General features: G+C 43.0%; 27 protein-coding genes and 1 tRNA gene. 21 read left to right on the top strand and 7 right to left on the bottom strand.

Going from position 1 to position 24,065, the window contains the following annotated elements; translation table 11 throughout:
• Together rpoD and OM95_RS14700 are read left to right on the top strand one after the other, a co-directional pair.
• A partial coding sequence (rpoD, locus tag OM95_RS14705; RefSeq protein WP_041875377.1) for an RNA polymerase sigma factor RpoD occupies nucleotides 1–1,384 on the top strand: 1,384 nt, incomplete at its 5' end.
• Between the two features lie 270 nt (nucleotides 1,385–1,654).
• Entirely contained in the window at nucleotides 1,655–2,392 is a 738-nt protein-coding gene (locus OM95_RS14700; protein ID WP_041875375.1) for a complement resistance protein TraT, read from the top strand.
• Nucleotides 2,393–2,447: 55 nt separating this feature from the next.
• Here OM95_RS14700 and OM95_RS14695 read toward each other — a convergent pair whose 3' ends face one another.
• Nucleotides 2,448–3,254, bottom strand: a complete 807-nt coding sequence (locus OM95_RS14695; RefSeq protein ID WP_041875373.1) for an SDR family NAD(P)-dependent oxidoreductase — start codon at nucleotides 3,252–3,254, stop codon at nucleotides 2,448–2,450.
• A gap of 198 nt (nucleotides 3,255–3,452) precedes the next feature.
• Between OM95_RS14695 and OM95_RS14690 the strand changes: the two genes are divergently transcribed.
• The 6 genes from OM95_RS14690 to OM95_RS14665 all read left to right on the top strand — a co-directional run bounded on the left by OM95_RS14690 (nucleotide 3,453) and on the right by OM95_RS14665 (nucleotide 9,163).
• Nucleotides 3,453–3,529: transfer RNA gene (locus tag OM95_RS14690), tRNA-Met, on the top strand.
• A gap of 615 nt (nucleotides 3,530–4,144) precedes the next feature.
• On the top strand, nucleotides 4,145–5,176 hold the full coding sequence (locus tag OM95_RS14685) for a DNA cytosine methyltransferase (protein WP_041875371.1): 1,032 nt from the start codon (nucleotides 4,145–4,147) through the stop codon (nucleotides 5,174–5,176).
• A 1-nt stretch (nucleotide 5,177) separates the two neighbouring features.
• On the top strand, nucleotides 5,178–7,130 hold the full coding sequence (locus OM95_RS14680; protein WP_041875369.1) for an ATP-binding protein: 1,953 nt from the start codon (nucleotides 5,178–5,180) through the stop codon (nucleotides 7,128–7,130).
• A 342-nt stretch (nucleotides 7,131–7,472) separates the two neighbouring features.
• On the top strand, nucleotides 7,473–7,829 hold the full coding sequence (locus OM95_RS14675; RefSeq protein ID WP_041875367.1) for a helix-turn-helix transcriptional regulator: 357 nt from the start codon (nucleotides 7,473–7,475) through the stop codon (nucleotides 7,827–7,829).
• A complete protein-coding gene (locus OM95_RS14670) occupies nucleotides 7,826–8,494 on the top strand; it encodes a hypothetical protein (RefSeq protein WP_041875365.1) in 669 nt (222 codons plus the stop codon). Before OM95_RS14675 ends, OM95_RS14670 begins: the two co-directional genes overlap by 4 nt.
• 198 nt (nucleotides 8,495–8,692) lie before the next feature.
• Nucleotides 8,693–9,163 (top strand): hypothetical protein, encoded by a 471-nt coding sequence (locus tag OM95_RS14665; protein ID WP_041875363.1) that lies wholly within the window; start codon nucleotides 8,693–8,695, stop codon nucleotides 9,161–9,163.
• A 261-nt stretch (nucleotides 9,164–9,424) separates the two neighbouring features.
• Here OM95_RS14665 and OM95_RS14660 read toward each other — a convergent pair whose 3' ends face one another.
• On the bottom strand, nucleotides 9,425–10,180 hold the full coding sequence (locus OM95_RS14660; RefSeq protein ID WP_041875361.1) for a hypothetical protein: 756 nt from the start codon (nucleotides 10,178–10,180) through the stop codon (nucleotides 9,425–9,427).
• A 115-nt stretch (nucleotides 10,181–10,295) separates the two neighbouring features.
• Between OM95_RS14660 and OM95_RS14655 the strand changes: the two genes are divergently transcribed.
• The 10 genes from OM95_RS14655 to OM95_RS14605 all read left to right on the top strand — a co-directional run bounded on the left by OM95_RS14655 (nucleotide 10,296) and on the right by OM95_RS14605 (nucleotide 17,818).
• Nucleotides 10,296–11,021: a hypothetical protein gene (locus OM95_RS14655; RefSeq protein ID WP_041875357.1), complete on the top strand. Its 726-nt coding sequence runs from the start codon at nucleotides 10,296–10,298 to the stop codon at nucleotides 11,019–11,021.
• On the top strand, nucleotides 11,012–11,275 hold the full coding sequence (locus tag OM95_RS17540) for a helix-turn-helix domain-containing protein (RefSeq protein WP_041875356.1): 264 nt from the start codon (nucleotides 11,012–11,014) through the stop codon (nucleotides 11,273–11,275). The genes OM95_RS14655 and OM95_RS17540 overlap by 10 nt, the downstream gene beginning before the upstream one ends.
• Nucleotides 11,265–12,365 carry a tyrosine-type recombinase/integrase gene (locus OM95_RS14645; protein ID WP_041875353.1) on the top strand — a complete coding sequence of 367 codons (1,101 nt, stop codon included), beginning with the start codon at nucleotides 11,265–11,267 and terminating at the stop codon, nucleotides 12,363–12,365. Before OM95_RS17540 ends, OM95_RS14645 begins: the two co-directional genes overlap by 11 nt.
• Nucleotides 12,366–12,767: 402 nt before the next feature.
• Nucleotides 12,768–13,073, top strand: a complete 306-nt coding sequence (locus OM95_RS14640; protein WP_041875350.1) for a helix-turn-helix transcriptional regulator — start codon at nucleotides 12,768–12,770, stop codon at nucleotides 13,071–13,073.
• A 130-nt stretch (nucleotides 13,074–13,203) separates the two neighbouring features.
• Nucleotides 13,204–14,106, top strand: coding sequence for a hypothetical protein (locus OM95_RS14635; protein ID WP_041875347.1), 903 nt, complete (start codon nucleotides 13,204–13,206; stop codon nucleotides 14,104–14,106).
• 27 nt (nucleotides 14,107–14,133) lie between these two features.
• Nucleotides 14,134–14,556 (top strand): hypothetical protein, encoded by a 423-nt coding sequence (locus OM95_RS14630; protein WP_041875345.1) that lies wholly within the window; start codon nucleotides 14,134–14,136, stop codon nucleotides 14,554–14,556.
• A gap of 804 nt (nucleotides 14,557–15,360) precedes the next feature.
• Entirely contained in the window at nucleotides 15,361–16,059 is a 699-nt protein-coding gene (locus OM95_RS14620; protein ID WP_041875342.1) for a TetR/AcrR family transcriptional regulator, read from the top strand.
• Complete coding sequence (locus tag OM95_RS14615) at nucleotides 16,046–16,540, top strand: hypothetical protein (protein WP_041875339.1); 495 nt, start codon at nucleotides 16,046–16,048, stop codon at nucleotides 16,538–16,540. Before OM95_RS14620 ends, OM95_RS14615 begins: the two co-directional genes overlap by 14 nt.
• Nucleotides 16,541–16,724: 184 nt before the next feature.
• Nucleotides 16,725–17,264, top strand: coding sequence for a DUF1697 domain-containing protein (locus tag OM95_RS14610; protein WP_041875337.1), 540 nt, complete (start codon nucleotides 16,725–16,727; stop codon nucleotides 17,262–17,264).
• 38 nt (nucleotides 17,265–17,302) lie between these two features.
• Nucleotides 17,303–17,818 carry a GNAT family N-acetyltransferase gene (locus OM95_RS14605; RefSeq protein WP_291516527.1) on the top strand — a complete coding sequence of 172 codons (516 nt, stop codon included), beginning with the start codon at nucleotides 17,303–17,305 and terminating at the stop codon, nucleotides 17,816–17,818.
• A 51-nt stretch (nucleotides 17,819–17,869) separates the two neighbouring features.
• Here the strand turns inward: OM95_RS14605 and OM95_RS14600 are convergent, their stop codons facing one another.
• Together OM95_RS14600 and OM95_RS14595 are read right to left on the bottom strand one after the other, a co-directional pair.
• Nucleotides 17,870–18,109, bottom strand: coding sequence for a hypothetical protein (locus tag OM95_RS14600; protein ID WP_041875335.1), 240 nt, complete (start codon nucleotides 18,107–18,109; stop codon nucleotides 17,870–17,872).
• Between the two features lie 105 nt (nucleotides 18,110–18,214).
• Nucleotides 18,215–19,321 (bottom strand): ATP-binding protein, encoded by a 1,107-nt coding sequence (locus OM95_RS14595; RefSeq protein WP_291516525.1) that lies wholly within the window; start codon nucleotides 19,319–19,321, stop codon nucleotides 18,215–18,217.
• 288 nt (nucleotides 19,322–19,609) lie between these two features.
• Here OM95_RS14595 and OM95_RS14590 point away from each other — a divergent pair, with 288 nt between their 5' ends.
• Both OM95_RS14590 and infA read left to right on the top strand, forming a co-directional pair.
• Nucleotides 19,610–19,915 (top strand): RNA-binding protein, encoded by a 306-nt coding sequence (locus OM95_RS14590; protein ID WP_041875332.1) that lies wholly within the window; start codon nucleotides 19,610–19,612, stop codon nucleotides 19,913–19,915.
• Nucleotides 19,916–19,985: 70 nt separating this feature from the next.
• A complete protein-coding gene (infA, locus tag OM95_RS14585) occupies nucleotides 19,986–20,207 on the top strand; it encodes a translation initiation factor IF-1 (protein ID WP_041875330.1) in 222 nt (73 codons plus the stop codon).
• 9 nt (nucleotides 20,208–20,216) lie between these two features.
• Here infA and OM95_RS17405 read toward each other — a convergent pair whose 3' ends face one another.
• The gene (locus tag OM95_RS17405) at nucleotides 20,217–20,348 is read right to left on the bottom strand and encodes a hypothetical protein (protein ID WP_291516523.1); all 132 of its coding nucleotides are present in this window, start codon (nucleotides 20,346–20,348) and stop codon (nucleotides 20,217–20,219) included.
• Nucleotides 20,349–20,719: 371 nt separating this feature from the next.
• Between OM95_RS17405 and OM95_RS14580 the strand changes: the two genes are divergently transcribed.
• Entirely contained in the window at nucleotides 20,720–22,390 is a 1,671-nt protein-coding gene (locus tag OM95_RS14580; protein ID WP_041875329.1) for a PQQ-dependent sugar dehydrogenase, read from the top strand.
• Between the two features lie 7 nt (nucleotides 22,391–22,397).
• On the opposite strand, the gene OM95_RS14575 is transcribed toward OM95_RS14580, so the two are convergent.
• Nucleotides 22,398–23,246, bottom strand: coding sequence for a PilZ domain-containing protein (locus OM95_RS14575; protein WP_041875327.1), 849 nt, complete (start codon nucleotides 23,244–23,246; stop codon nucleotides 22,398–22,400).
• Nucleotides 23,247–23,402: 156 nt separating this feature from the next.
• Nucleotides 23,403–24,017 (bottom strand): ATP-dependent Clp protease proteolytic subunit, encoded by a 615-nt coding sequence (locus OM95_RS14570; RefSeq protein WP_041875324.1) that lies wholly within the window; start codon nucleotides 24,015–24,017, stop codon nucleotides 23,403–23,405.
• Nucleotides 24,018–24,065 lie beyond the last annotated feature (48 nt).

Here is a 24,065-nt window from a genome sequence, read left to right as displayed (position 1 = left end):
GCGTGAAATCGTTCGTGCGATCCTTTTGTCACCTTTAGGTACCTACGAGATCATTCAACTTGGTAAACGTCTTGATGAAGGCCGTATCAAAGTTAAATCGATCTTCCGTGGTCTTGAGGACGAAGACACTCAATACGATGAAAAGGAATACATCGATAAGATTCACGAACTTATCGGTAAAGTGACTGAGTACCAAAAAGGTGCTGAGAAGCTTTTCATGGTTCTTCGTAAAGAAGAAACGAACACTCCAGCTCGTCAAGCCGCTATGAAAGAACTTGTTGTGATGAACGACAAGTTGATGGCGAACTTCGAGTCCGTGAACTTCAATCGTAAGACGATCAATCGCGTTGTAATCAAGTTCAAAAACTTGGTGAACCGTATCGGAACTCTTCGTCGTCGTATCAAAGATGGTGTAGAGCGTACGTTCTCTAAAGACGTTGCGGCTATGGCTGAGCGTATGAAGTTGATCGACGCGAACGAAAAAGAATTAACAAGAATGACTCGCGACACGGGTTTGAACTATCAAAAGTTCAAGTCTTACGTGTTACAGGCTCAAGAAGCTGAAAAACGTATCAAGCGTTTGGACTCTGAGACTGAGATGAACCACAACTGGGTTAAGGAAACCTACACAGCGATCTGGAAAGGTGAGCGTGAGGCCGATGCAGCGAAATCTGAATTGGTTGAAGCAAACTTGCGTCTGGTGGTTTCTATCGCGAAGAAGTACACAAACCGCGGTCTTCAATTCTTGGATTTGATCCAGGAAGGTAACATCGGCTTGATGAAAGCCGTTGATAAATTCGAATACCGTCGTGGTTACAAGTTCTCGACTTACGCGACCTGGTGGATTCGTCAGGCGATCACTCGCGCGATTGCCGACCAAGCTCGTACAATCCGTATCCCAGTGCATATGATCGAGACAATCAACAAGCTGGTTCGTACATCCCGTTATCTTATCCAGGAACTAGGCCGTGAGCCGACCCCTGAAGAGATCGCAGATAAAATGGATATGCCAGTTGATAAGGTTCGTAAAGTTTTGAAAATTGCTAAAGAACCAATCTCTTTGGAAACTCCGGTGGGTGAAGAAGAAGATTCACACTTGGGTGACTTTATCGAAGACAAGAAGGTGATCAATCCTGCAGAAGCGATTGTGAACCTGAACCTGGCGGAACAAACTCGCCGTGTTCTTTCGACATTGACTCCAAGAGAAGAAAAAGTTCTTCGTATGCGTTTCGGTATCGGTGAAGAATCTGACCATACTCTTGAAGAGGTGGGTCAAGACTTCAACGTTACTCGTGAACGTATCCGTCAGATCGAAGCGAAAGCTCTTCGCAAGCTTCGTCATCCTTCTCGCTCGAACAAGCTAAAAGCGTTTGTTGATAGCTAGACACGGATCCTCTTAAGGGGAAAACAAAAGGGTCAGCTAAGGCCCCTTCGCTGTGACAAGCCCTTTCAGGGCTTAAACAAAGTCACCTTGAAGGACTCTTAGCTGGCCCTTTTGTTTTTTAAATGTTTGAACTTAATCGGTGGTTCAGTCCTGGATTTCGTTCTTAATTTAAAGACGTTTTTTCATTAGATCGAATTTAAACGGCTTTGAATCTTCAATTTGTTGGTTTCGAATTTGGATTAACAGGGCTTCAACTAACGGAGGCCTTTTATGAAACCGAATCTTTTTAAAACAACCGCTTTTATTTCCATACTGTCCCTGCTGTCGGGGTGTGCGGCGACTCAGGTTGCTGTTTCTAAGCGTAACTTAGACGTGCAAACCAAGATGAGTGCGACACTTTTCATTGATCCCATTGAGGATGAGGCCCTTAAGACAGTGTATCTTCAAGTGAAGAACACATCTGACAAGGATTTTTCTTTAGAATCGGAACTAAGAAACTCATTGGCCGCAAAGGGCTTTAAAATCGCATCGAAGATGAATCAGGCGAATTTCGTAATTCAGGTCAATGTGCTGCAAGTGGGTAAGATGGACCCCAACGCGGCAGAGGCCGCCATGTATAAGGGTTATGGCATGGATGGCGCAATCATCGCAGCCGGTACGACCTCTATTTTAGGCGGCAGTGACAAGGCGGTCATGGGCGCGGGGATTTTAGGAGGTCTGGCAGCGGTGGTGGCGGATTCGATGGTGAAGGACGTGCACTTCAGTGTGATCACAGATCTACAGATTCGTGAGCGTCTTTTGGGGAAAGGGAAAATGGAGCAAACATTCCTGCATAATAATCAGTCCGGAACTAGTGGAGCCTCGATTTCAAAATACTCAGAGAAAAGTGATTGGAAGATTTCTCAAACTCGAGTTCTGAGTTCGGCGAATAAAGTAAATCTGGCCTTTGAAGAGGCCAAGCCTGAGCTGCAAAGATCGTTAGCTCAAAGTATTGCGGGCATTTTTTAACAAGATACTAAAGTAAAGGGAAGCGATAAGCTTCCCTTTACTTTTTTGGCCAAGCTCATCGGTCTTTGGGGTTGTTTGGTTTTGTCATACTCTCGTGAGTTTTGGCTGCGACTTTTTGAGGAAGGATCTTGGCGATGTTCGCTTGAATTCTATTTTTCAAAGAGCCAGCAATAATGCTATCTCTGCCGGCCATTAAAGCTTCGAAACCATCCTCTGCCACATCAGCGGCACGGTCTTTTTCTTGGTCGCCCACCTTCGTGTCATCCATGCCTGAGCGATGGAAGAAGTTTGTTTCGGTGGGGCCTGGTTGAAGTGCGGTGATAGAAATTCCTTTGTCTTTAGCCTCTGCGCGAATACCTTCAGCAAAGGATTGTACGAAGGCTTTTGATGCTGAATAAACGGCTTCATACGGTCCCGGCATGAATGCCGCGACGGAAGATGTGAAAAGAATGCGGCCATGGCCAGCCTCAATCATATCCTTTAATACTAGTTTTGTTAGATGAACCACCGAAACGACGTTTAAATGAATCAGGTCGATTTCGGTTTTCAGATCTGTTTTGTCAAACGAAGCTCCTCCCACGCCGACTCCGGCATTAATGGCAATAGCGTCCAAGGCCCGGCCTTCTTGAAGAATGCGTGAATGAAGTCGTTCCACTTCCTCCGCTTTTCTTAGGTCGACCTGAATGTAGTCCACTTTTGTGCCGTATTGAGAGAACGAGTGTGCGGCTTCGACGATCCCTGCGTCCTCTGCGGCGACAAGAATATCGAAACCATGTAAAGCGAACTGTTTGGCGAGTTCGTAGCCGATTCCGCTGGATGCCCCCGTGATGACGGCCCACAGTCCTTCATAGTGTTTATCCATGGCAGTCTCCTCCCTTGTTGCATTAAATTGCTTGAGCCTCCATTTTACTCCCTCGGTCTTGGCTCTAGGGTTGTCCAGTCTTGAAGATGGTCCATTCGTAATCGGCGAAAACATGAGAACAAAGCTATTGCGGAGTGGAGCGTCGTATCCCGCCTTTGCGCGATGTAAGCTCTTTTGCTACTTTAGAAGCTCTAAAGTGGGGGGCTAGCTTAGTTGGTTAAAGCACGGTGCTCATAACACTGGGATCGGGGGTTCAAGTCCCTCGCCCCCTACCATCCCAAACAATGAATTTTGAAAAAGCCACGAATCAAAAGCGTGGCTTTTTTGTTTTTAAAAATCATATCTAAAATTAGATATTTACAGTCTGCCATCAGAGATTGTTTCAATAGGTCAGATTTTCTTCATATCACCCGAGATCATCCGAAATAACCCCATTTGCAGTGTTTTTGTAGCGCGTGGACGCTACAGATTTTTGAAACGCTACAAAATCGACGCTACAGAGAATTTTCCCAGAACATTGGGCTTCTTTCATAGCAGACAAGCAAGGTGGAAACACTGGTAGTAGAATGTTATCAGACGAGAGTTTCTCTGCCGTAAAGAGGCTTACTAAAAATACCAATCTCACCTTGAAAAAGGAGATATTGAAGGAAACAGAAGTTGTGTTGCATCTGTTTTGATCAGTTTCTTGCTATTTGGGTTTTTCATTTATTAATCTCCAATTTTAAAATCTGATTTTCGGCTGTCTGGTTTCAGTTTGCCTAAACCAAAGTCTAGAGGGTAATATTTCCCGCGCGTGTGCGACCATCAGGATGATGGTCTAATTAATAAAAAGATGTTTACAGCAATTTTGATAGGTTTGAAAATAAGTTCACATCTTGGAGAGACATTTAGTGAAAAACAAAAAATTAAAGGCAATCGATCTGTTTTCTGGTTGTGGTGGCCTCAGTTTGGGGCTCAAAAAATCAGGCTTCGATGTAATTGCTGCCGTAGAAATCGATAGTTTGGCGGCTGAGACTTATGCGCAAAACCATAAAAATACAAAATTAATTGAGCAAGATATTAGAAAAATAAATCCGACGAAGTTAATGAAAGAACTAGGTTTAAAAAAAGGTGACCTAGACCTTATCGCAGGCTGTCCTCCTTGTCAGGGATTCTCCACTTTAAGAACGAATAGGAAAACAGTTGCAGTTCAGGATTACAGAAATAATTTGATGTTCAACTTTCTGGATTTTGTAAGGGCATTTCTTCCTAAGGCAATTATGATGGAGAATGTTCCAGGATTGGCCAAGGGACGCAGGATAGCGAAATTTGTCTCAGAATTAAAATCCATGGGATATGAAGTGAAATTCGATGTGCTAAACGTGGCTCATTATGGAGTAGCACAGAGAAGAAAAAGATTCATTTTAGTTGCGGGTCATAAACGACCAATCGAGTTTGCGAAACCTGCTAAAAAAATGATTACAGTTGGAGATGCTTTGAAGGGACTTGAAAGTCCATTGAAAAGTTTCGATCCGGCTCATAATCACGGTGAGAAAAGAAATGAAAAAATTCGTGAGATGATCTCTTACATTCCTCTCGACGGAGGTAGTAGAACATCTCTTCCGAAGCGCCTGCAGATGAAATGTCATCAAAAGACTAAGGGCTTTCTAGATGTCTTCGGTCGTATAAAGTGGAATGATGTAGGGCCTACAATAACTGGCGGGTGCATTAATCCCACTAAAGGTCGTTTTCTTCATCCATTTGAGAACCGCACAATTACCGTGCGTGAGGCAGCACTCATCCAAAGCTTTCCGAAGTCATATTACTTCTCTATGAGAAAAGGAAAGCACGGGGCCGCCCTGATGGTCGGGAATGCGTTGCCACCAGAATTTATACGACGACATGCTAAAGTAATAAAGGATTCAATATTAGGAGAGAAATGAGATGAGCAAGAAGCCCACTCTCGAGCTATCATTCCATGGACGGATTATAGATCACCTCGGCATTCAAATGTATCAAAGTGCTGTGGCTGCCATTGCTGAAATGGTATCTAACGCTTGGGATGCCGATGCTGAGCAAGTCAAAATTATTTTTCCTGAAAAAATTGATGAGAATAGCGAAATCGCAATTGTAGATGACGGTCATGGGATGACCTTTGACGACTGCCAAACGAAGTTCCTCAAAGTAGGTCTTAACCGGCGAGGCGATAAGAGCGAAGGTAAGTCTCTTGAAAAATCTCGTCCTGTGCTAGGACGTAAGGGAATAGGAAAGTTGGCAGGTTTTGGAATCGCGAGAAAAATAGAAATTCTGACTGTTAGTAAATCTGACGGTGAAAGGACGAAATTCTGTTTAGATTTAGATGAGCTTCGAGGAACCGACTACATCGGTCAAAATCCCAAATTGATTACAGTTTTAGAATACTCTCCTCCAGATAAGTCTAAAATTAAAGATCACGGTACAACGATAACTTTGAAAAATTTGGTAATTAAAAAGCAGCCAGATAAGTTTTCGTCTAAGATGGCAAGAAGATTTTTATTGCCGCAAACATCGGCTGACTTCAAAGTTTTTGTTAACGGCGAACCGCTTCCGCAAGAGGCCACTGATAAAGAAGTGGAATTTATCTTTCCAAGAGACCTTCCTGAGGATACCGATAGAGAGTGTGAGGTCGAGAAAGATGGTTGGGCTACCGAAATTTTACCTTCGGGAGATGTGGTAAAGTGGCGGGTAAATTTTTTCGCAAAGCCAATTAGTGAAGACGAGCTTCGCGGTATTTCTATTTTTGCAAATGGAAAAATTGCACAAACACCTTTCAATTTCAATTTAACTGGCGGACTTGTAAGTCAACATGGACTTGAGTATATGAGCGGCCAAGTCCAAGCGGATTTCATTGATAAATTTGCTGAAGATATTATTGCTCCTGAGCGACAAAGAATTAATTGGGAAAACTCAGAGGCAGAGCCGCTGTTGCTCTGGGGGCAGAAATTGGTTAAAGATTTGCTTTCTTTATGGAAGAAGGCTCGAGCTGAGAAAAAAGAAAAAATTTTAGATGACAAGGTTGGCGGTAATTTTAGTGAGCGATTAGAAAATCTTGAGCCGACTGAGAGAAGTACGGTAAAGCAAGCGCTTAGCAAGTTGGCATCAATTGAGTCAATTGATGACGATCAGTTTGCCCTACTTGGAGAGTCACTTTTGACAGCTTGGGAGGATGGTAGGCTTAAAGCTTTAATTAGCAAAGTATCAGAAATTGATGAGATGCAGGAATCAGATTTGCTTGCAATCCTTGTTGAGGCCAAAGTTTTAAATGCCTTGCATACGGCAGAAGCTGTAAAAACGAAACTATCGGTAATTGCAGGTCTTCAGGAGCGCATCGAAAGAAAAGATCTTGAAAATTCAGTCAGAGATTATATTGCGAAGAATGCTTGGCTGATTGGTCCGCGATGGGAAACATTTGCCGTTGAAACGTCTTTGAAAAAGACTTTGGAGAAATGGGCCGCCGAGGTGGAGAAAGATCTGGGCAAAGATAAGAATAAACGAATTGATCTTGCACTTAGCAGCGGAGATCATCTTTTGGTTGTTGAATTTATGCAGCCGGGCTTACCCCTCGATAGAGATCATATTCAACGCTTTGAGACTTATATTCACACCATTGAAGCATCTCTTAACGCAAATACAGGTGGCAGATTTAATCGAGTGTCTGGTTACATTATCGCTGATAAAATTGATAAAAAACCTGCTAATAATATTAAAATTAAGGCAATGGCTAAAAATGAAATGTATGCCATGGACTGGAATACTTTATTGAATGAAGCTTTTGCAAATTGGCATGACTTTTTGGGTGTTCTATCTGAACGTGTTCCTGACGATGTTCGTATGAAACGACTATTGGAAAAGATTTAATCTGCCAATAGGTAGAAATGAATATGGAAAAGCCACGGATTAAATGCGTGGCTTTTTGCTTTTAAAAATCACATCTAAAATTTTACAGTTTATAGCCGGATATTAGTTCAATCGGTCGAGATTTTTTCATTTTATTTAAAAATAGCCACGCTATAGAGCGTGGACGCATTAGGCTTTTGAAGAGCTGCAAAATCGACAATATAAATAATTTTCTCAAAGCATCGAGTCTCTTTACTAGCAGACAAGCTAGAATCTGTCCGGTAATCCGGTCGTGTACGTTTCATCGGATTTCCCTACAACCAGAGTGAGGAATCGCCGAACAAGAACCAGGGGACACGCTGTATGAAAAAAACTCGAAAGCGATCGGGCACAACGCCTTTCGCAAAGATCCTTCGATCTCTAATGACTGAAAGAAAAATGACTATAAGGCAAGCGGCCGCGATCGCAGGTGTTGCGCCATCAACGATTGATGACTGGAGAGGCGGCGCATTACCTGAGGACTATTCTGCCGTTAAAAGACTCGCTACGGAGTTTAGCGTAAGCCTGTCATTTATTCTTACCGGAGAAGAAGATTTAAAAGAACCAAACCAACTGCCCTCTGTGGCTGAAGTATTTGACGATGGGGGAGCTATTTTTGATGGCTACGCTAAAATCACCATCCAGCGACTGCTCCCAAGAAAAAAGGAGACAGTAAAATGATTAGAAACACCATCGCGGTAATCCTTTTTACTTCGTCAGTTCTTGGTTTCTTATCTGGTTGTGCGATTATATCAGCAACATCGAATGTCGGCGTTGCCAAAAAGTGGCGCGATCTAAAAAATAGCAACGAGTTTCAAGGTGAAAAGAAAACCTTAACATCTCGCTTAGGTGGAAAAATCTTTTGCCCTAAGCTAGGCGTTTCAGAACTCATTGCTAGCTCGAAGGAAACTCCGTCAGAAAATTGTCTTTACACTGCCGCAGCCCTTATTGTGACTGAGCCTGATTTATTTGAGTCACGCAAGCTCAAGGCACAAAGCAGTACCTTGCGAGTCATCCAAGTATTGCCTGACGGATTCATCGTGGATGCTCCTGATTGGGAACACGGTGGTAGAACGTCCAAAGTGGCCTTTATTCAAAAAACAAATGAGGGGGCGCTAGTAGACAATGGTTTCGTCGATAATGCCTTTAATTGGGATTTATACGCATTTACAGGCTTGTATCGATACATGAATGCCTTGGGCAGCACAAAGACCGTTTATTCATTTAAGAAGGTTACAAGTGAAGTAGCCGAACAGAAGAAAGATTTAAAGACCTACGGAATATTCAAAGAGTTTTTCATCGACAACTCTCTTTGGGACTTCTTAGAAGCAGCAGCACCCAAATAGCATCTTTTAAAAGTTCCCCCATGGACTGCAATTACGACTATAGATGATTTTGTTTGATGGCAAGGTGCCATGCACGGTTGACTTTGGGTCCCTCAATGCCTTAGTTTGGCAGCAATCGGCGGAAGCTGATTACAAACGCGTCTCGGAAGAGGCGCAAAAATTAAACCGGGCGGTAGCCCAAATATAGGAGGAATTCCCATGGCCCCATTGTCAGATCTTTCTGCTTTATCTAAGCAGCTCAACGAAGCAACCGACGAAGCTAATCAGACTCTAAAAAATTTTGAATCTCAACTAATGACGCTCAACCTAGGCATCACAGCCGAAGCAGTTATTCAGCGAACCGAAATCCCTTTTTCAAATGCCAAAAGTTTATGGCCAGACCGCGTTTTAACGTCGGCCCCTTGCTATGAATTGATGTCATTAGGTTGGGTAAAGGTTGGTGGCAAGTGGGGATTAAAACTTTTGAGTGAGATTTATCAAAAATCAGAAACTGCAAATGCATCCGACGAGGTTATTTTTAGAGAGGCGCAAGCTATCAGCAATTTATCTCGTCAAAATCGATTTCTTGCGATTAATAATCTGGAGAAGTTGGTTGCCGCACTTAAAGAGGCTGGTGACAAACTTCTCACCGATGTTGAAAGAGCAAAGAAGTACACCGCCACTTTATAAGCCTGTGAAAATGTATTTATAAAACTCAAGTGGAGGTGAGCCTCCACTAGCCTAAAAGCGGTATCGAAATACTAAAAAATCAAATGCCCCTTTTTAGGTATGCAATAATGCCGTACTTTCGGATCAACCTGCGCCAGATAACTTAATATTTTCAATATTTTACAAGCATATAGTCTGAAATAATGGCACTGCAATTATGAATATCAAAACTGCAGTTTCGCCAAATATGATTTTGTTTTACAGAAAGATCGCAGAAGACATCTACTCTTCAATAAATTCAATGGCCTTGCCACCACTTTGAACTCTGAAAAAGTTTGAATGCCTTTGAGAAAAACCACCATCATTAGCCATCTGCTCAAAGAGTTCATCACTGTAAGGGCCGAAGTGTTCCTTCATGTAGGGCTCACGCCAAAGATTTTTAAAATACTCTTTTGCCCGTGCTTTTAACTTAAACTTATATGATTCGTGCCAAGGTTTTACTTGAGAAATATGTACGCTTGGAAAATTAAAAAGCTCATAAGCATCTATTCCGGGAAACGCATCTCTTAAGAGAGTGTGTAGCTCACCGCCAGCCTTTATGACTCTACCAACTTCATTGATCAAATTCTTGTCGCCTTTCGCACCCTCTAAAGCCGAATAGATGAGATAGGAAATTTCACCGAGTCTTGGTGGCCTGCCGGTTTTCCTTTGCTTCATAGGCTGTAAATCACTCGCTGCAGATTGAGCACCTTTTACCTTTGAAATTCTAAATTGCGATCTGATTCGTTTTCTTTGAGGTGGCGAAAGAGGCTCAAGCAGCCGGTCAAATTCATCCGTCATCGCGATACACTTTTTTATGCACTCTTGCTCTAATTTTTGTCGATACAGATAGCCCTTGATGTGCCTTTTGCAGGAGTCCCAAAGAGAATATTTAAAATGTTCTAAGAATAAAGTTTTTCGTTCATCGCTTAAATTCACCTTTTTTGCAGGGCGACCACGACGTTTAAGGTAATTTTTCTTAACACTTTTATTTGCCATAACTCCAGCTCGGTTCTGAGGAGCACGTGCCTCGGATCGAACTTATACAAAGTCACAAATTGAATGAAAACAAATATTTAAAGCCCTTGTGATTTCTTGGGTTTGGGGGAGCACTATGTCCAAAATGGAAAGAGAGATAGCGAAAGAGCTTTGTCGTAATCGCTCAGCAAAGAAAAAAGATGCCTTCCGGCTTTCTGTCTTACGGTCATTATATCCACGATTATTTAATGATAGCACTACTATTGGGGTTTTGCGGATAAACCTAAAATCCTATGTTCATCCCAAGCATGATGAAATCTGCATCAAATACGAGGCACTCAATGCGCAATTAAATGAGTCTTTCACTGAGCAAAGCACGCCAACCTCATCAGAGCGCATTCTGCGTAATAAGTTACATGCGGTAAGTAAATGCGAATTTCTGCCTTCGATTTGGATCGGACGAAAAAATGTTGATCTCTTTGCTCCTACACTCTCTGGCTTTAATCGCCAATTGGAAAGCTTTTGTGGAGTAGCTATCGAAGTGGATGGCCCTATCCATGATCTATGGCCTAAAGCTTTGAAGGACAATCATAAAGAAGAGCTTTTGCATTGGATGAATATTCTCACGCTAAGGGTTAAGAATGCAGATATTGCTGCAGATCGATTGAAGTTCCTAAATACACGGTATTATTTTCGCCCTACCGATACCAGGGCCAAGAGACGAATATGGTTGAAAATCTACTTGGTAACAATTTTCTTGAATGCTTCCGATCAGGACATTGAGTCGCTCTTTCAATGCAATCTGTCTAGCTTAGCGAAAGAATTTCGTCATGTTTCTACGGAGAAAAAGCCATGCCTTTGATTTCCTCAATGTCGATTGGTCAATTGTCCGATATAAGGCCGCATGAGACTGAAGATTGTTCTTTGAAAATTGAAGAATGGATGACAACAGAAGAGGCTGCGGCTTATCTCAAGATACCGAAGAAATCTCTTTTGAATTTATCTAGTAACGGCAAGGTGCCTTACTACAAATTTCAAAGACGAAATAGATATTTAAAATCTGACCTGTTGAAGCTTCTCACGTCGAGCAGACAAGGAGGTTTCAATGGGAATTAAATTCGATGATGCAACAAAAACATGGTCTGCATATTTCAGTAAGCGCCATCCGGTTACTAAGATGCCGAAGACCTATAAGAAGACAGGTCTGAAATCTAAAGCGGAGGCAGTAAAAGCTGAACGTGAAATGGTTATTCGGATGAGCGATCACTTTCATCAAAAAATTGTTCCTTTGTGGAGTAAGTTATTAACTGATTATTTTATCAGTATCGATGAAAAGAACGAGCTTATGAAAAGCACGGTCTACAACAGAGAAAAGGTTTTGCGTTTTCATACGCTGCCTGCTTGGGATGCAAAGAGGGTTGATCAAATTACGACTCCCGATATTCATAAGTTGCTGAATGAGCGATTAGGACAAAATGCAGAAGCGCATAAGAAATTTTTTATCAAATGTCTTAAAGGTGTATTTCAGTACGCAGTTGAAGAAGGCATTTTGCTAAGAAATCCGACGCCGCTGATTAAGTTCAAGGTTAACGATAAAATCAAAGCAGTTTTGAATGAGGAGCAGATCATTACTCTTCTTAGAAGATCGCAGGAGCTGGATTGGCATTGGTATCCCCATTATGCGGTGGCGCTTTACACGGGCATGAGAAATGGGGAGCTTTATGCGCTGACTTGGGACAAGGTTAACTTGGAACAAAGGCAGATTTTGGTGAATTGCTCTTGGAGCAGCAAGGATGGCTACAAATCAACGAAGTCTGGTGACGATCGATTGGTGGAGATTCCCAAGCCACTGCTGCCAGTGCTGAATGAGTTGAAGCTTCAGTCAGCGGGAAATAACTTTGTGCTGCCTCGTCTAAGCAAATGGGATAAGGGAGATCAGGCCCGAGAGCTTCGATTCATCTTAAAATCTCTAGGCCTGCCGGAGATTAGATTCCATGACCTTAGAGCGAGCTGGGCGACTTTATTGCTTGGCAAAGGCGTGGCCCCGAGCAAAGTTATGTCTATGGGCGGTTGGCGCGATATGGACACGATGATGATTTATATGCGCAAGGCGGGTATTAACATTAAAGATGCGACCGCCTGCCTTGATGATATGCAGACTCATGGTGTAAATTCAGCGCAAATTATTAACTTTTCGAAGTTGTAGCAATTTGTATTTAGCGAGGAAAAAGAGGCTTGAAATTATTAAGCAATTTCAGCCTCCGCACTCCCTACCATTTCCCGCAGTGATTCTTCAAAGTCAGATAAAAATAAGAAACAGATAATAAAAACAATAATTTAAAACGCAAATCAGGGATTTAGTTCATCTAGTCTCGATAACGGGAAATTATCCGAAATAACCGCTCTGGTAATTCTCGTCATAGAGAATTTGTTGGCGCACTACAGACTGTCTAACTAACTCTATTCAAAACATCTATCGCCAAACGCCTCGGCTGGATGGGGCAGGCGAACTTTTGTGCTGTTGCCGACATCTCGAATAAATATTCGAGATGTAACATTGTTATCCGAGATGTCGGTTCTGGTCTTTTTTGTTTAGTGGAGTTCGACGATGGTTGAATCTGTGGAATTAAAAATTGGAAAAACACTCGAAAAATTGATGAAAAATGAGAGGCACACTTTAGCCTCAATTTCTAAAGCAACTGGTGTGCCGAAGTCCACTCTTTCTGAGTGGCTTAACAATAGGGCGCCGAACCCTTCCCAGGCGGTAAAGGTTGCCACGCATTTAAGTGTGAGCCTTCATTTTCTACTATTTGGTAAGGACGACTCGCAAGAGCCGATACAAAAGATCCTTAAGGAAGACTTTTTTAAGGGGACTTTTGAGATCACTATTAAGCGGGTAAAAGTTGAAGATTAAGAAAGACTTTATGAAAACGAAAAAAGGGGGGGCGGCAAAAACTCTTCCTGCATCGTGAAGCTGAAATGATCGTCGAAAATGTTTTGGGATTTTTCTAGATAATAAAATAGTTCGTAATGGAGGAGTTTGGATGCGACGTTTGTCGTTGTTGTTTTCTGTTTTTCTTTTGGCTGGCAACTCTGTTGCTGCAACTATCATCGATGTTGACGGTACAAATGTTGATTTTGCTCTTGATGCCGGTGAAAAAATATCGGTGGGAGATGTACTTTCTTTGCCTGAAAACTGCTTTGCCAAAGTAACCACCGTATCAGGGCGGAGAGTTTCTGCCCTATTGGGGACTTGTGCAGATCCATCTAAAATCATCCCTGGAATTGTTGCCAACACTGTTGATGTGGAGGAAGTAGAAAAAAATGTTAAGATAGACGAATCTAAGATTGAGCCGTTAGCTTCAACAAAAGAAAGCTATTTTAGTATCGGACTGGGGCTTGTTTTTAGTCCAAAAGCAAAAATGGATTTCAAATATTATTCTGGTGCCACCCAACTTAGCGGAAATGCCGAGTTTGATTTCGGTAGCGCGATTTCTTTAAATGGAGAGTGGAGTCAGTTTAAGAAATACTCGTGGAATAACGGGGTATTGCTATCTTATGTAAATATGAAGTTGGATAAGGGTACTGTTGCTCTTGCGGGACAATCTTCCTCTGGTACTATTGCTGATAGTGATCTTAGTATTTTAACTGCCGCCTATGCTGGAAAATATCGCTGGCACACTTTCTATCTTCCAGTTTATGCGGGCCTTTCCAATGGAATTTTAAATAGTAAAGATCAATTTTTGAAATCCGTTACCACGCGAGTATTTGTGGCTTTGGGTGCGGGTTATGTCATCAATGATATACTCAATCTTGAGACTATGCTTAATGTTCATACGACTTATAGTGCTGGCGGAACTTATACAAGTTCTAGCGGTACCTATACATTGGTTCCAGAGGTGGGATCTCTGACCTACTTGCAGATCGTTATCAAGGCGATATTCTGATCTATTTTCTGTGCTTGGGTGGTATAAATGAAAATCACTATTTTTGCGTTATTTGTTTCAATCTTCATTCTTGGAGGTTGCGCATCGTCGGCGTTTTTAGAAAGACTCGAACGCGGGTTTAGTCCTACAGAACGGCAGCCCGAAGAGACGGTCAGTTTTTATAAAGATAACTTAGATCAATGCGCGAATGAATACATTTTGTGCATGGAAGTGGAGTCAGATTCTTTAGTTTCTTCAAAATCTAATGCTTATGAAATCGCGGACGCTTCGCAGGCGAGGTGTTTAAATAGGTTTGACAAATATGGTGCCGCCTTTAGGAAGTATTTGGTTGTTTCGAACGAAAATCACTATAGTCCGCACGTAGAAAATTTAGTTCAGACACATCTGGTGAGTCTCGAAAAAGATGCAAAATCAAAAATTATCTATAAAGTAGTCAACTCAAGAAGATAGTTTTTAAGAAACACTATTTATTTGCGAAAGACCTCAGAACACTCAGTTAAGGGCCCAAAGTGCAATTTTTTAGTCGTTCCATCCACTAGAGTATGAGTTACTTTCTGTGTTGTAAGATGACCCACTGTCGTAGTTGCTGCCCGACGAGTAAGAGTTTCTATATCCCTTTTGCCCAGTATATGGATTTGAATTTCCTTTTGAGGACCAATTGTCTGAGGTGCTTCCATTTGAATCAGAGCGGTAATGGGGTTGAACATACGTACCGTTTTTTCGATAATAACCACTTACGTATGTATCCGCATTTGCAAACGATGAGCCCAAGAGCACAACAGATAAAAATAATGCTAGGTATTTCAAAACTTCTCCTTTGTTTAGGTGATATAAAGGCTATTAGCAATTGTGATGCCTAGGCAGAACAAACAAGTGCTGCTTAAAAATAAAAAAGTGTTTAATAAGTTATCATTTGCATATAAAAATATGCATTCTTCGTTTGATAGCAATTACGAATCTCATTTTGGAATTGAGTCGAAACGTTTCATACTTTGCTAAAAATGTCTCAGCCATTTCGTTAACTTCAGTTTGATCGAAATAGGAAGCAATTTGAAATCTATAAAAGGTCCTGTGAAACTCCGGTATTCATAACTTTTATTATGATCGGACGGATTTATGTATTCAGTGACGGATTGAGATTAATGCTGAATTTTTGAGGTCATTTTGCGGAGATTAAGAGAATTAAAAGTGGGAAGTTAATCAAGTCTGCATTTCTCCTAGCAATATCATATCCACATTCGCCGCCAGGATTAGATGTTGAGATTAAAAGATGAGTTTCATAACGCCGCGCCATTAATATTGACCGATCGGTCAATATTAATGGACTATGTCCTTATGAGTACAAGCAAGGATCTGAGAAAAGAAAGAGGCATTCAAACTCGTCGGCGCATTGTCGATGCCGCATTTGCCATTATGATTGACGAGGGGCCTAAAAGTTTAACCGCAGGGATCATCACGAAAAAGGCTGAAGTCAGTAAAGCAGTCTTGTTTCACCACTTCAAAGATGTCGACGAAGTTACAATCGCAGTTTTTGAGCATCTATTCGAGAAGTTTTCCGACTTGGCAACAGTACATAAATATCCCACTGTGGCTGATTTCGTAATGCAAATGGGACTAGCTACTATCGATGCGCCGTTTTCACACCGAAAATTATCAGCAGCGCTTCTTTATTTTTATGAACGCGCGGCCCATGAAGAAGTTTTTCGAAAATTGCAGGTTAAAGTCGTTGAGTCGCTATTGGTGCATGTTCGTAAAAGCCTTGAATCAATTCTCGCTCGTCCTCTAAATGAGGATGAACTCATCGTGGCCCCGCTTCTGATAACTATGTGTCTTGAAGGTCTGGGAAAGTTCTGCATTATTTTTAAGGATAGAAGCGATCTTGAGATTGCTTGGCGAAAGTTTTCAGAAGGGATTGGCCAAATGTTTGAAAGGAAAAGTGATGGAAAGAATTAGTCTAGATTATCAAAAACAGGATTCGACTCTTACGCTAAGGCAGGCGCTAGACGACTATTACAAAGCTAACCCGGAACTTTTAGATGTGAATATGTTTAAAAACGAAACTGGAGAGTTCTTTCGCCGCCATGATCGCATTCACGTCGTGTTCGGCTGTGATACTAGCTTTGTTGGCGAAGCTAAAGCAGATTTCTGGACGGTGATGGGCGCCGATATTGGCTTTATGAATTACCTAAGATTAGCGGCTAGCCCTGTCGTCCGAGACCTTCATCAGGATCTTAAGACTAAAATGACGGCAGATGCAAAAGCAAGGCTACGCAAGGAGATTCGCCGAGACTTCGTGCGCGCATTGTTTGCACCAATCTGGGTTTACTTAAAGGTTCGTCGTATGCATAGAAAATGGCCTTGGGAAGATAGTGACCAGTACTTGGATCGATCTCTTAAAGATATTCGCCGGGAATTCGGCATCGAAATTAAATGAAGATCATCCATCCCTTCGTTTTGACATTTAAGCATTTTAAACGGGGCTGAGCAAAGAGGGGCTCTGTTCGTTCCGCCAACTTTATTTCTTCTTGCGCTCGCCTGAGCTGATATTAGGCACGTTTTACGCTTAAGCTATTTCGTGCTGGTTGTATTGGCTCCGCAAACTAAGATAAACTGCCCTCATGAACTACTTTATCGTATTTTTGCGCGCAGTGACGCCGACGGGGACGAACAGGGTTCCGATGGCGGAGTTGAGAGTTTTGCTTCAGAAGAATGGTTTTTTTGAAGTTCGAACTTATATTCAAAGTGGAAATGTTCTTTTAAGGACTTCTTTAGGCGCTCGTGAGGTTGAAAAGAAAGTCAGATCTTTGATTAAGAAAAATTTTGGCGGAGATTTGGATACATTTGCTCTGACACCTCAAGAGTTGGATCGCATTCTTTTCGAGAGTCCTTTTAAAAAATTCGATGGCAAAAGGCATTACTACACATTGCTTTCTGAAGCGCCCGGCGCAGCGGCGAGAAAGGCGTTTGCTGAAATTGATTTTCATCCTGATAAGTTCGAACTTAAAGGGACGGTGATTTATGCGGAGTACAAAACTTTGATCAGTGAATCCAAGTACAACAATAACTTTTTTGAAAAGAGGTTGTCGTTGCGGGCAACAACAAGGAATCACAATACAATGTTCAAGCTACTGGAAATTGCGCGACAAAAAGATGTATAATGGGCGTCCCACCTTAGTAAGATGAAAGACTTCGTGATATGAAAGCATCCACGCTTTTTTCGACAGAAAATTTAATCGTGCGGCATTGGATTTCTGAGGATCTGCCAGCGATTCTTAAGGTTTATGGAGACCCCGACGCGATGAAATGGGTCGGGGATGGTTCTGTCTTAACCCAAACTCAGGCAGAAAAGTGGTTGGCGGTTACGGCGCGTAATTATGAAAAACGCGGTTATGGAATGTTCACAATTCTGGAAAAGAAATCAGAGCAGATCATTGGCTTTGGCGGCTTGGTGCATCCTGGTGAACAAGTCGAGGTAGAAGTCAAATACGCCTACCTACGGGATTTTTGGGGGCGTGGATTTGCATCTGAGTTTATTCAGGCGCTTCTAAAATATGCAAAGTCGAAGCTAAGCATCACGAACATTATCGCAACCACACATCCGGAAAATGAGGCTTCTAAAAAAGTTCTTACCAAGAGCGGTTTCGTTCTGGAAAAAGAGGTCTTGAACGATGACGGGACATTCACCAGTCTATTTCGATGGACTTCTGAATAAAAAAAGGCCGCCATCGGCAGCCTTTTTTTAGTCTTAAGAGCAATTGCTTTACTATTTGCAATCGCTGTTGATAGCTTTTTCTGCGTTTTGGTATTTAGCGTAAAGCTCTTCGTACTGATCCATGTAAAGCTCAAGAGCGTCTGAATTTCTGGAAGCTCTCATTTTTTCTCTCAACCAGTTCATTTCTTTTACAAGATTGTTTTTGTAATCAACAAGTTGGCCGCAAGAAAGGCCATAAGCATGAGAAGTTGATACTGCAAAAACCAAAGATAAAGCGATAAGTGCTTTCATGGAATCTCCTTTGTGTTTAGAATGGGGCGACCTTACCGAGCACTTCCTTTAGGCGCAACTTCTTTCCTGCGATAATAAAAATTACACCGGGCCCCAATGGATAGACTATTTGGGTTTTACAGGAAGCGTAAAAAAGATCGAAGTTCCCTGTCCCGGTTTAGACTCGGCCCAAATACGTCCGCCATGCAATTCGACAACTTTTTTGCACGTTGCAAGGCCAATTCCAGATCCTGAATACCGCTTCCCCGAATGCAGAGTTTTATAGAGTTCAAAAATGTTCTCTTTGTGTTTGGGATCAAAACCAATTCCTTGGTCCTTAAAGCGAAAAACATAAAAGTCTTCATGAGGTTCTTTGTTGCTGGAGATTCGGATTTCCGAAGGCCCGTCGCCCCGAAACTTCATGGAATTCGAAAAAATATTTTGGAATAGCTGAGAAAGAAGCTCAAAGTCGCCGTGTACCGTGGGCAAGGGATCAGAAATAATTTGAGTTCGAGTTTCCTGGATGGCGCTGTGAAGACTTTGAATGGTAGTTTTTAAAACATCATTTAAATCAACCTCTTCAAAGGGAATTCCCTTGCCACCCAAACGCGCATAACCCAGCAGTCGATCGATCAGCTTTCGCATTCTTTCGGCAGCACCTTCTATGATCGGTATGTATTCATTTCCGGGAAGGGCCTGGCCTAATTCATCTTCCAATAAACTGAGGTAGCCAGAAATTGTGGCTAGCGGTGATTTGAGATCATGGGCGGCAACTCCAGCGAACTGTTCTAAGCTTCTATTACTAATTTCTGCCTCATTAAGTGCATTTTCAGTTTTTCTACCTTTGATTGCCACAAACTCGGTAACAGCAAGGGAAATCGCGGTATCAATCGCTTCGTCGACTTTGTTTCTTGATTGGTAGTTGAGCTTCCTTTGTCGGTGAAGTTCTGCATTTACAACTTTTCTGAGCAAACTAAATTCCTGCAACAATTCAGGCAGTGGGTAGCTTGCTAGAGCCGCCTGGGCTCTGCCGTAGGGGGCGGAAACTTCGTCAGATTTTCGGCGAGAAAAAGAAGTTTTGTCCTCTGAGTTTATAGAGTCTAAAAGATCGTCTAAAAACGGTGATAGGAAGTTTGCTAAAGCGGGTTTAATACCGGTTTCGGATTCTTTCGCTGCCAACTCCGTAAGCTGCAATTTGATGTTGCTTTTGATCTCTTCAAAATTGTTTGCCACTGATATCTCCGGTGTCTTTTGGTATAGCACCCTCGGAGAACAGGGAATAGAGAGGTTGCAAAAATACTGCGACCAAAATCGTGGTGTGTTTCAGCATAAATGCCGCAGTTCTGTATATTTTGCTCCTCAAATACACCGTCTTCGATCTGACATCGACTTAAATGTTTCTATTTTGCTTGTATCTAATATTTCGTCTTTGTGTTCTAGTATAAATACAAGTCGTTCACATCGTTCATTAGATTCCCTTTTGTCTTTTGCGAATGGCCCCTAGCTTTTTAAGGAGGCACAATGGGAAGAAAATTATACGTCGGCAACCTGTCATTTACGGTTGATTCCGAACAACTTAGTTCAATGTTTGCAGAGATTGGATCTGTTTCATCGGTCAACGTTTTGACTGACAGGGAAACAGGCCGGAGTAAAGGGTTTGCATTTGTAGAGATGTCGTCCGAAGATGATGCTCAACAAGCAATTCAGAAACTCAATGGTATCGCATTGTCAGGCCGTGCGATGAGCGTTGCTGAGGCTAGACCTCAAGAAAATCGCACTATGGCAAGTCGTCGTAGCGGCGGTTTCAGTTCGCGCCGTTCTTTTTAATTTTTTTAGTTGGATCGTAAAATGGCAAGTTGGCGTTTCGCCAACCTGCCTTTTTTTTTAGAGGTACTAAATGGCAAAAGATGATTTGGTTAACGTAGAAGGAAAAGTCGTCGATCTTTCAGGGGGCGGAGTTTATTCGGTCACTCTTGAAAATGGCATCACAGTAAAAGCTCGCCTTTGCGGCAAGATGAAAAGATTTAACATCAAAGTCGTCGTGGGCGATCGGGTCAGCTTAGGCGTATCACCCTATGATCCTAGCCACGGACTTATTCTTCATCGTCACAAGTTTTAATTTTTTAAATTACTGAGTGATAATGCCCATAGACGCCGGAGAACGCGATTCTTCGGTGCGTGCGCAATTAGAATAGAAGAAGCAAAGAATAAGATAAATCACCGACAGTGCCAGAAAGCTTCTTATCTTATTATTTTTCATTCAAGAACTCCCGGCGAACGCGCAGATCTTTTTTTTATTTTTGCAAAGAAACGGACATTTCACTCGCAAAAAATGCGACAAGCCTCATCTTGAGTCGAGGTTTCCGGATCTTTTTTTCTTAGAATTGCTAATAACTTAGATGCTATCAAACGCAGGACCCCAAAGAGGGCTTCTGTTCCGCCGGGGTCTGAGACTCCTAGCCTCACTTTTTTGCAGTCGTCTTATCGTCGTGCCCAAGGTTGGGCGTCGGCAAAGTTTGTCGCTCTGACAGGGCTATCCCGCATTGAGGCATTTATAGAGATTATGATTAAGATAAGGAGGCGTGCCTTTTGCTTCATTCTTTTGTGAAAAGATTTTCGGAAGGATGAGCTATGAGTATCAAAACTTTTGTCTCGAAATGGGTCATTCTTGTGATGGCGTTCTGTGGTGCGCAGGCGCAGGCAGAGGTTTTTGAAAATTCGGGTTACAAATTGGACTCGGCCACTCTTTGTGACGGCTTTCCTCAGATCAGCGTGGGGACTCTTGAAGGTCTGTGTGTTGGAATAGTGGCAGGAAAAAAAGAGGGATTCAAGATGCCTCGCTATGCCGTGCAATCCAAAGAGGGTGTTCTTTACGTCACAGAGATGGGCGGCTGGGCATACGGGCGCGGTACAGTGTACGCCATCTACCGCGGCAAAGGATCTGGCGGTGAAGAAAAGACCGTGGTCATAAATCTGTTTCCAACCAAAAAATTAACGACGCCAAATGGAATTGTGATGGACCCTGAGGGCCGTCTTTACGTCGGAACACCAACCGCAGTGATTCGATTTCAGCCGCGCCATCCACAAACGGGTCAGTTCAATATTGATTCTGAGGTCGAAGTTGTTGTGGATGATTTCGCAAAGTCTATTTTCCGCAAAGACGAATATGCGAGTGCGGGAAGTTATAATTCCATGGCTTCGAAAAATAAAAACAAACATCCTCTTATTCAAATGGCAACAAATCGTGATTTCACCGAAATGTACATCAACGTAGGAGCGCCCTCAGATGACTGCGGTTCGGGTCTAAAAACTGTGGATGGCAATGGGAAATGCATCCAGGCGGAAAGCCCTTTGGCCAGTGCCGCGGTTTGGAAAGTGACTCTGAGTAACGACACCCAAAGAAAGGCCGTTAAAATCGCTCCTTTTGCGCGCGGACTTAGAAATTCTATGGCATTGGCGGTGCATCCCGTGTCAGGACTTGTGATTCAGGGTGAAAACGGACTTGATCTGGCGAATGAAGAACGCCCTTACGAAGAACTTAATATTTTGGAAGAGGGCAAGCATTACGGCTGGCCTTACTGTCATTCTCGAGGCGAGGTGGCACCCAATTTTACAAAATCGGTTTCATCAGAAATGTGCGCGAAGAACTACGCTTTGCCAAAGGTGTTCATGCCCGCGCACACGGCTCCTTTGGGACTTCTGTACTACAGGTCCGAATTGTTGCCACAGCTTAAAAACAAACTTCTGGTGGGCTGGCACGGATATCAGAAATACGGTCAGCGCATTGTCGCTTATCCAACGGATGAGTTGGGTGTGCCGACCTCTACCGAATATCAAGAGGTGGTCTTTAATTGGAAAGCCCAAGAAGGCCTGCGCCCACGAGGTGCCCCGACCGGACTGACGATAATGAACGACGGATCTATTATTGTTCTTGATGATAAAAACGGGGCGGTTCTAAGAATCTCTTCCGGAAAGAAAGCCCAGATGGACCCCACCCAACCGTCTGTCGAGACCGTTTCAGAAAAGACTTTGCAAGCCTTTGCGCCTCTTCTGCCATTTTTGAAAAAGAACTGCGCCATGTGCCACTCACAGTTTCAGAAATCTAACAGCAAAGAGATGATTCTTGAAATGAAAGGTGGAATGTTAACTTCTGAAAATCCTTTTGAAAGCACTTTTTGGACGAAACTGAAGACCAAGCAGATGCCTCCAGAGGTGATTCGTCCCAGCTTGAATTTTCATGAAAGTGAAATTGATCAGATTTTGCCGCAGGTCGAAGCGTTTGTCAGAACCCTGCAACCGTAGTTTCACTTTAGGCTTTCGTCACACTCAAAATATATTTTTTGCCAGCTTCTGAAAGGGCAGTGAACCGAACGCCATAGCGAATGTAGACACTGTCTGCCCCCGGAAGCTTCACCTTGCGGATCGAGACGACAGTTCCTTTGGCATCGAATTTACTGTCCTGCAAGGTGTCGTCGAATTTAATCATCAGTTCTTCATTCAGATCGCACTTGGCAGCGCGAACCAAAAAACCAAGTCCCGTTTTAGATATGTCAGCGCAGAAAACTTGAAAGCCGGTGCCCTTTCTTGAAAGGGCGACAAAGACTTTTCCGCAATTGAAGCGTTGAGCTTTTCGACGGATATGAACATCTGGCAAACTTTCATTCGAGGCCCGCTTGTAGTCGTCTAAGGACTTCGGTGAAAATTCGTCCCAGCTAATGACGGGTTGCCAGGGCCCATGGGGATTTTTTGAGATCAGACTTTGTTCAGACAGTTTTTGCGAGTGAATCAGCTCTAAAACATCCAAATACTTCAAACGGTGATTGGCTTTGTCTTTTTCATACCAGTAGACGGGGGTCAAAATCGGAAAGTTATCAGGAGTGATGAAGTCCGGCAGATCCAATTTTTCGTCGGACTCCTGATCAGAGATAAGGCCGACGGCCAAATGGTTGCCGTACTCGGAGGTGCCACTGCTTTCGTTAGATTCGTCCAGATCAGAAAAGTCCGGATGTTGTGCTAACATCATCCATTCACCGGTTTGGTTATTTAGAATCATGTCAAAAAGGCTGATCTTTCCGCTACGAACACCGTCGATGATGTTCTTCTCGGTCAAAGGACCCAGCTTCTGTTTGCCGGTAGTTAAATAATAAACGGCACTCAAGCGCCCCCCTCCTCGGTTCCTAAAATTCTAATTAAGTGGAGTCTTCGCACTTATAGTGTGAGGCCGTACTCCCGGCTTAACAAGACCTTTTAAGAGCGTAGAGTGTGGGCAGGTCCAAAGTTTGTAGGGAGGGGAATTGGCACTTCCCCTAACCGCCTAACCGGTGGCCTTAAAGTGGTTTTTCCTGGCCGGAATTACCTGATCGATTACACCGAAGTTTTTGGCGTCTTCTGCGCTCAGATAGTAGTCGCGCTCCATAACTTTAGCCAAAAACTCGGTCTTTTTTCCCGTGTGATGAGAGTAAATTTGGGTCATCTTCTTCTTTGTGCGGACCAGTTCTTTCGCATGAATTTCGATGTCGGTGACTTGACCACCCAAGCCTCCGTCACCCAAGTGGGGCTGATGTAAAAGAATGCGGCTGTTAGGCATTGCGTAGCGCTTCCCCGGGGTGCCAGCGGTGAGCAGAAGAGATCCCATACTCGCGGCCATACCCAGGCAATAGGTGGCGATATCGCACTTCACGAACTGCATGATATCATAGAGAGCCATTCCCGCCGAAACCGAGCCACCCGGTGAGTTAATATAAAGATGGATGTCTTTATCGGGATCATTGACCTCCAGAAACAAAATCTGCGCAATAAGCAACGTTGCCACCTCGTCAGTGACAGCCGACCCCAGAATGATGATCCGGTCTTTAAGTAGGCGAGAGTAAATGTCATAACTGCGCTCGCCGGAAGATGTTTGTTCGATCACGTACGGATTGATAGCCATAATATTTTTCCCTTCTTTTTATGAATGACCTTGCAAGATTGACGACCC

It is taken from the genome of Bdellovibrio sp. ArHS, assembly GCF_000786105.1.
In the GTDB taxonomy this organism is placed as follows: domain Bacteria; phylum Bdellovibrionota; class Bdellovibrionia; order Bdellovibrionales; family Bdellovibrionaceae; genus Bdellovibrio.
The sequence above is the reverse complement of the archived record's forward strand: the minus strand, read 5'-3'. Positions and strand labels throughout refer to the sequence as shown.

What these genes read in the sequence shown, in the direction of transcription:
- OM95_RS14675 (WP_041875367.1), top strand. Translation starts at nt 7,473, where the DNA reads ATGAAAAAAACTCGAAAGCGATCGGGCACAACGCCTTTCGCAAAGATC.
- OM95_RS14655 (WP_041875357.1), top strand. Translation starts at nt 10,296, where the DNA reads ATGTCCAAAATGGAAAGAGAGATAGCGAAAGAGCTTTGTCGTAATCGC.
- OM95_RS14620 (WP_041875342.1), top strand. Translation starts at nt 15,361, where the DNA reads ATGTTGAGATTAAAAGATGAGTTTCATAACGCCGCGCCATTAATATTG.
- OM95_RS14635 (WP_041875347.1), top strand. Translation starts at nt 13,204, where the DNA reads ATGCGACGTTTGTCGTTGTTGTTTTCTGTTTTTCTTTTGGCTGGCAAC.
- OM95_RS14600 (WP_041875335.1), bottom strand. Translation starts at nt 18,109, where the DNA reads ATGAAAGCACTTATCGCTTTATCTTTGGTTTTTGCAGTATCAACTTCT.
- OM95_RS17540 (WP_041875356.1), top strand. Translation starts at nt 11,012, where the DNA reads ATGCCTTTGATTTCCTCAATGTCGATTGGTCAATTGTCCGATATAAGG.
- OM95_RS17405 (WP_291516523.1), bottom strand. Translation starts at nt 20,348, where the DNA reads ATGAAAAATAATAAGATAAGAAGCTTTCTGGCACTGTCGGTGATTTAT.
- OM95_RS14700 (WP_041875375.1), top strand. Translation starts at nt 1,655, where the DNA reads ATGAAACCGAATCTTTTTAAAACAACCGCTTTTATTTCCATACTGTCC.
- OM95_RS14590 (WP_041875332.1), top strand. Translation starts at nt 19,610, where the DNA reads ATGGGAAGAAAATTATACGTCGGCAACCTGTCATTTACGGTTGATTCC.
- OM95_RS14570 (WP_041875324.1), bottom strand. Translation starts at nt 24,017, where the DNA reads ATGGCTATCAATCCGTACGTGATCGAACAAACATCTTCCGGCGAGCGC.
- infA (WP_041875330.1), top strand. Translation starts at nt 19,986, where the DNA reads ATGGCAAAAGATGATTTGGTTAACGTAGAAGGAAAAGTCGTCGATCTT.
- OM95_RS14605 (WP_291516527.1), top strand. Translation starts at nt 17,303, where the DNA reads ATGAAAGCATCCACGCTTTTTTCGACAGAAAATTTAATCGTGCGGCAT.
- OM95_RS14680 (WP_041875369.1), top strand. Translation starts at nt 5,178, where the DNA reads ATGAGCAAGAAGCCCACTCTCGAGCTATCATTCCATGGACGGATTATA.
- OM95_RS14660 (WP_041875361.1), bottom strand. Translation starts at nt 10,180, where the DNA reads ATGGCAAATAAAAGTGTTAAGAAAAATTACCTTAAACGTCGTGGTCGC.
- OM95_RS14665 (WP_041875363.1), top strand. Translation starts at nt 8,693, where the DNA reads ATGGCCCCATTGTCAGATCTTTCTGCTTTATCTAAGCAGCTCAACGAA.
- OM95_RS14580 (WP_041875329.1), top strand. Translation starts at nt 20,720, where the DNA reads ATGAGTATCAAAACTTTTGTCTCGAAATGGGTCATTCTTGTGATGGCG.
- OM95_RS14630 (WP_041875345.1), top strand. Translation starts at nt 14,134, where the DNA reads ATGAAAATCACTATTTTTGCGTTATTTGTTTCAATCTTCATTCTTGGA.
- OM95_RS14610 (WP_041875337.1), top strand. Translation starts at nt 16,725, where the DNA reads ATGAACTACTTTATCGTATTTTTGCGCGCAGTGACGCCGACGGGGACG.
- OM95_RS14640 (WP_041875350.1), top strand. Translation starts at nt 12,768, where the DNA reads ATGGTTGAATCTGTGGAATTAAAAATTGGAAAAACACTCGAAAAATTG.
- OM95_RS14670 (WP_041875365.1), top strand. Translation starts at nt 7,826, where the DNA reads ATGATTAGAAACACCATCGCGGTAATCCTTTTTACTTCGTCAGTTCTT.
- OM95_RS14645 (WP_041875353.1), top strand. Translation starts at nt 11,265, where the DNA reads ATGGGAATTAAATTCGATGATGCAACAAAAACATGGTCTGCATATTTC.
- OM95_RS14615 (WP_041875339.1), top strand. Translation starts at nt 16,046, where the DNA reads ATGGAAAGAATTAGTCTAGATTATCAAAAACAGGATTCGACTCTTACG.
- OM95_RS14695 (WP_041875373.1), bottom strand. Translation starts at nt 3,254, where the DNA reads ATGGATAAACACTATGAAGGACTGTGGGCCGTCATCACGGGGGCATCC.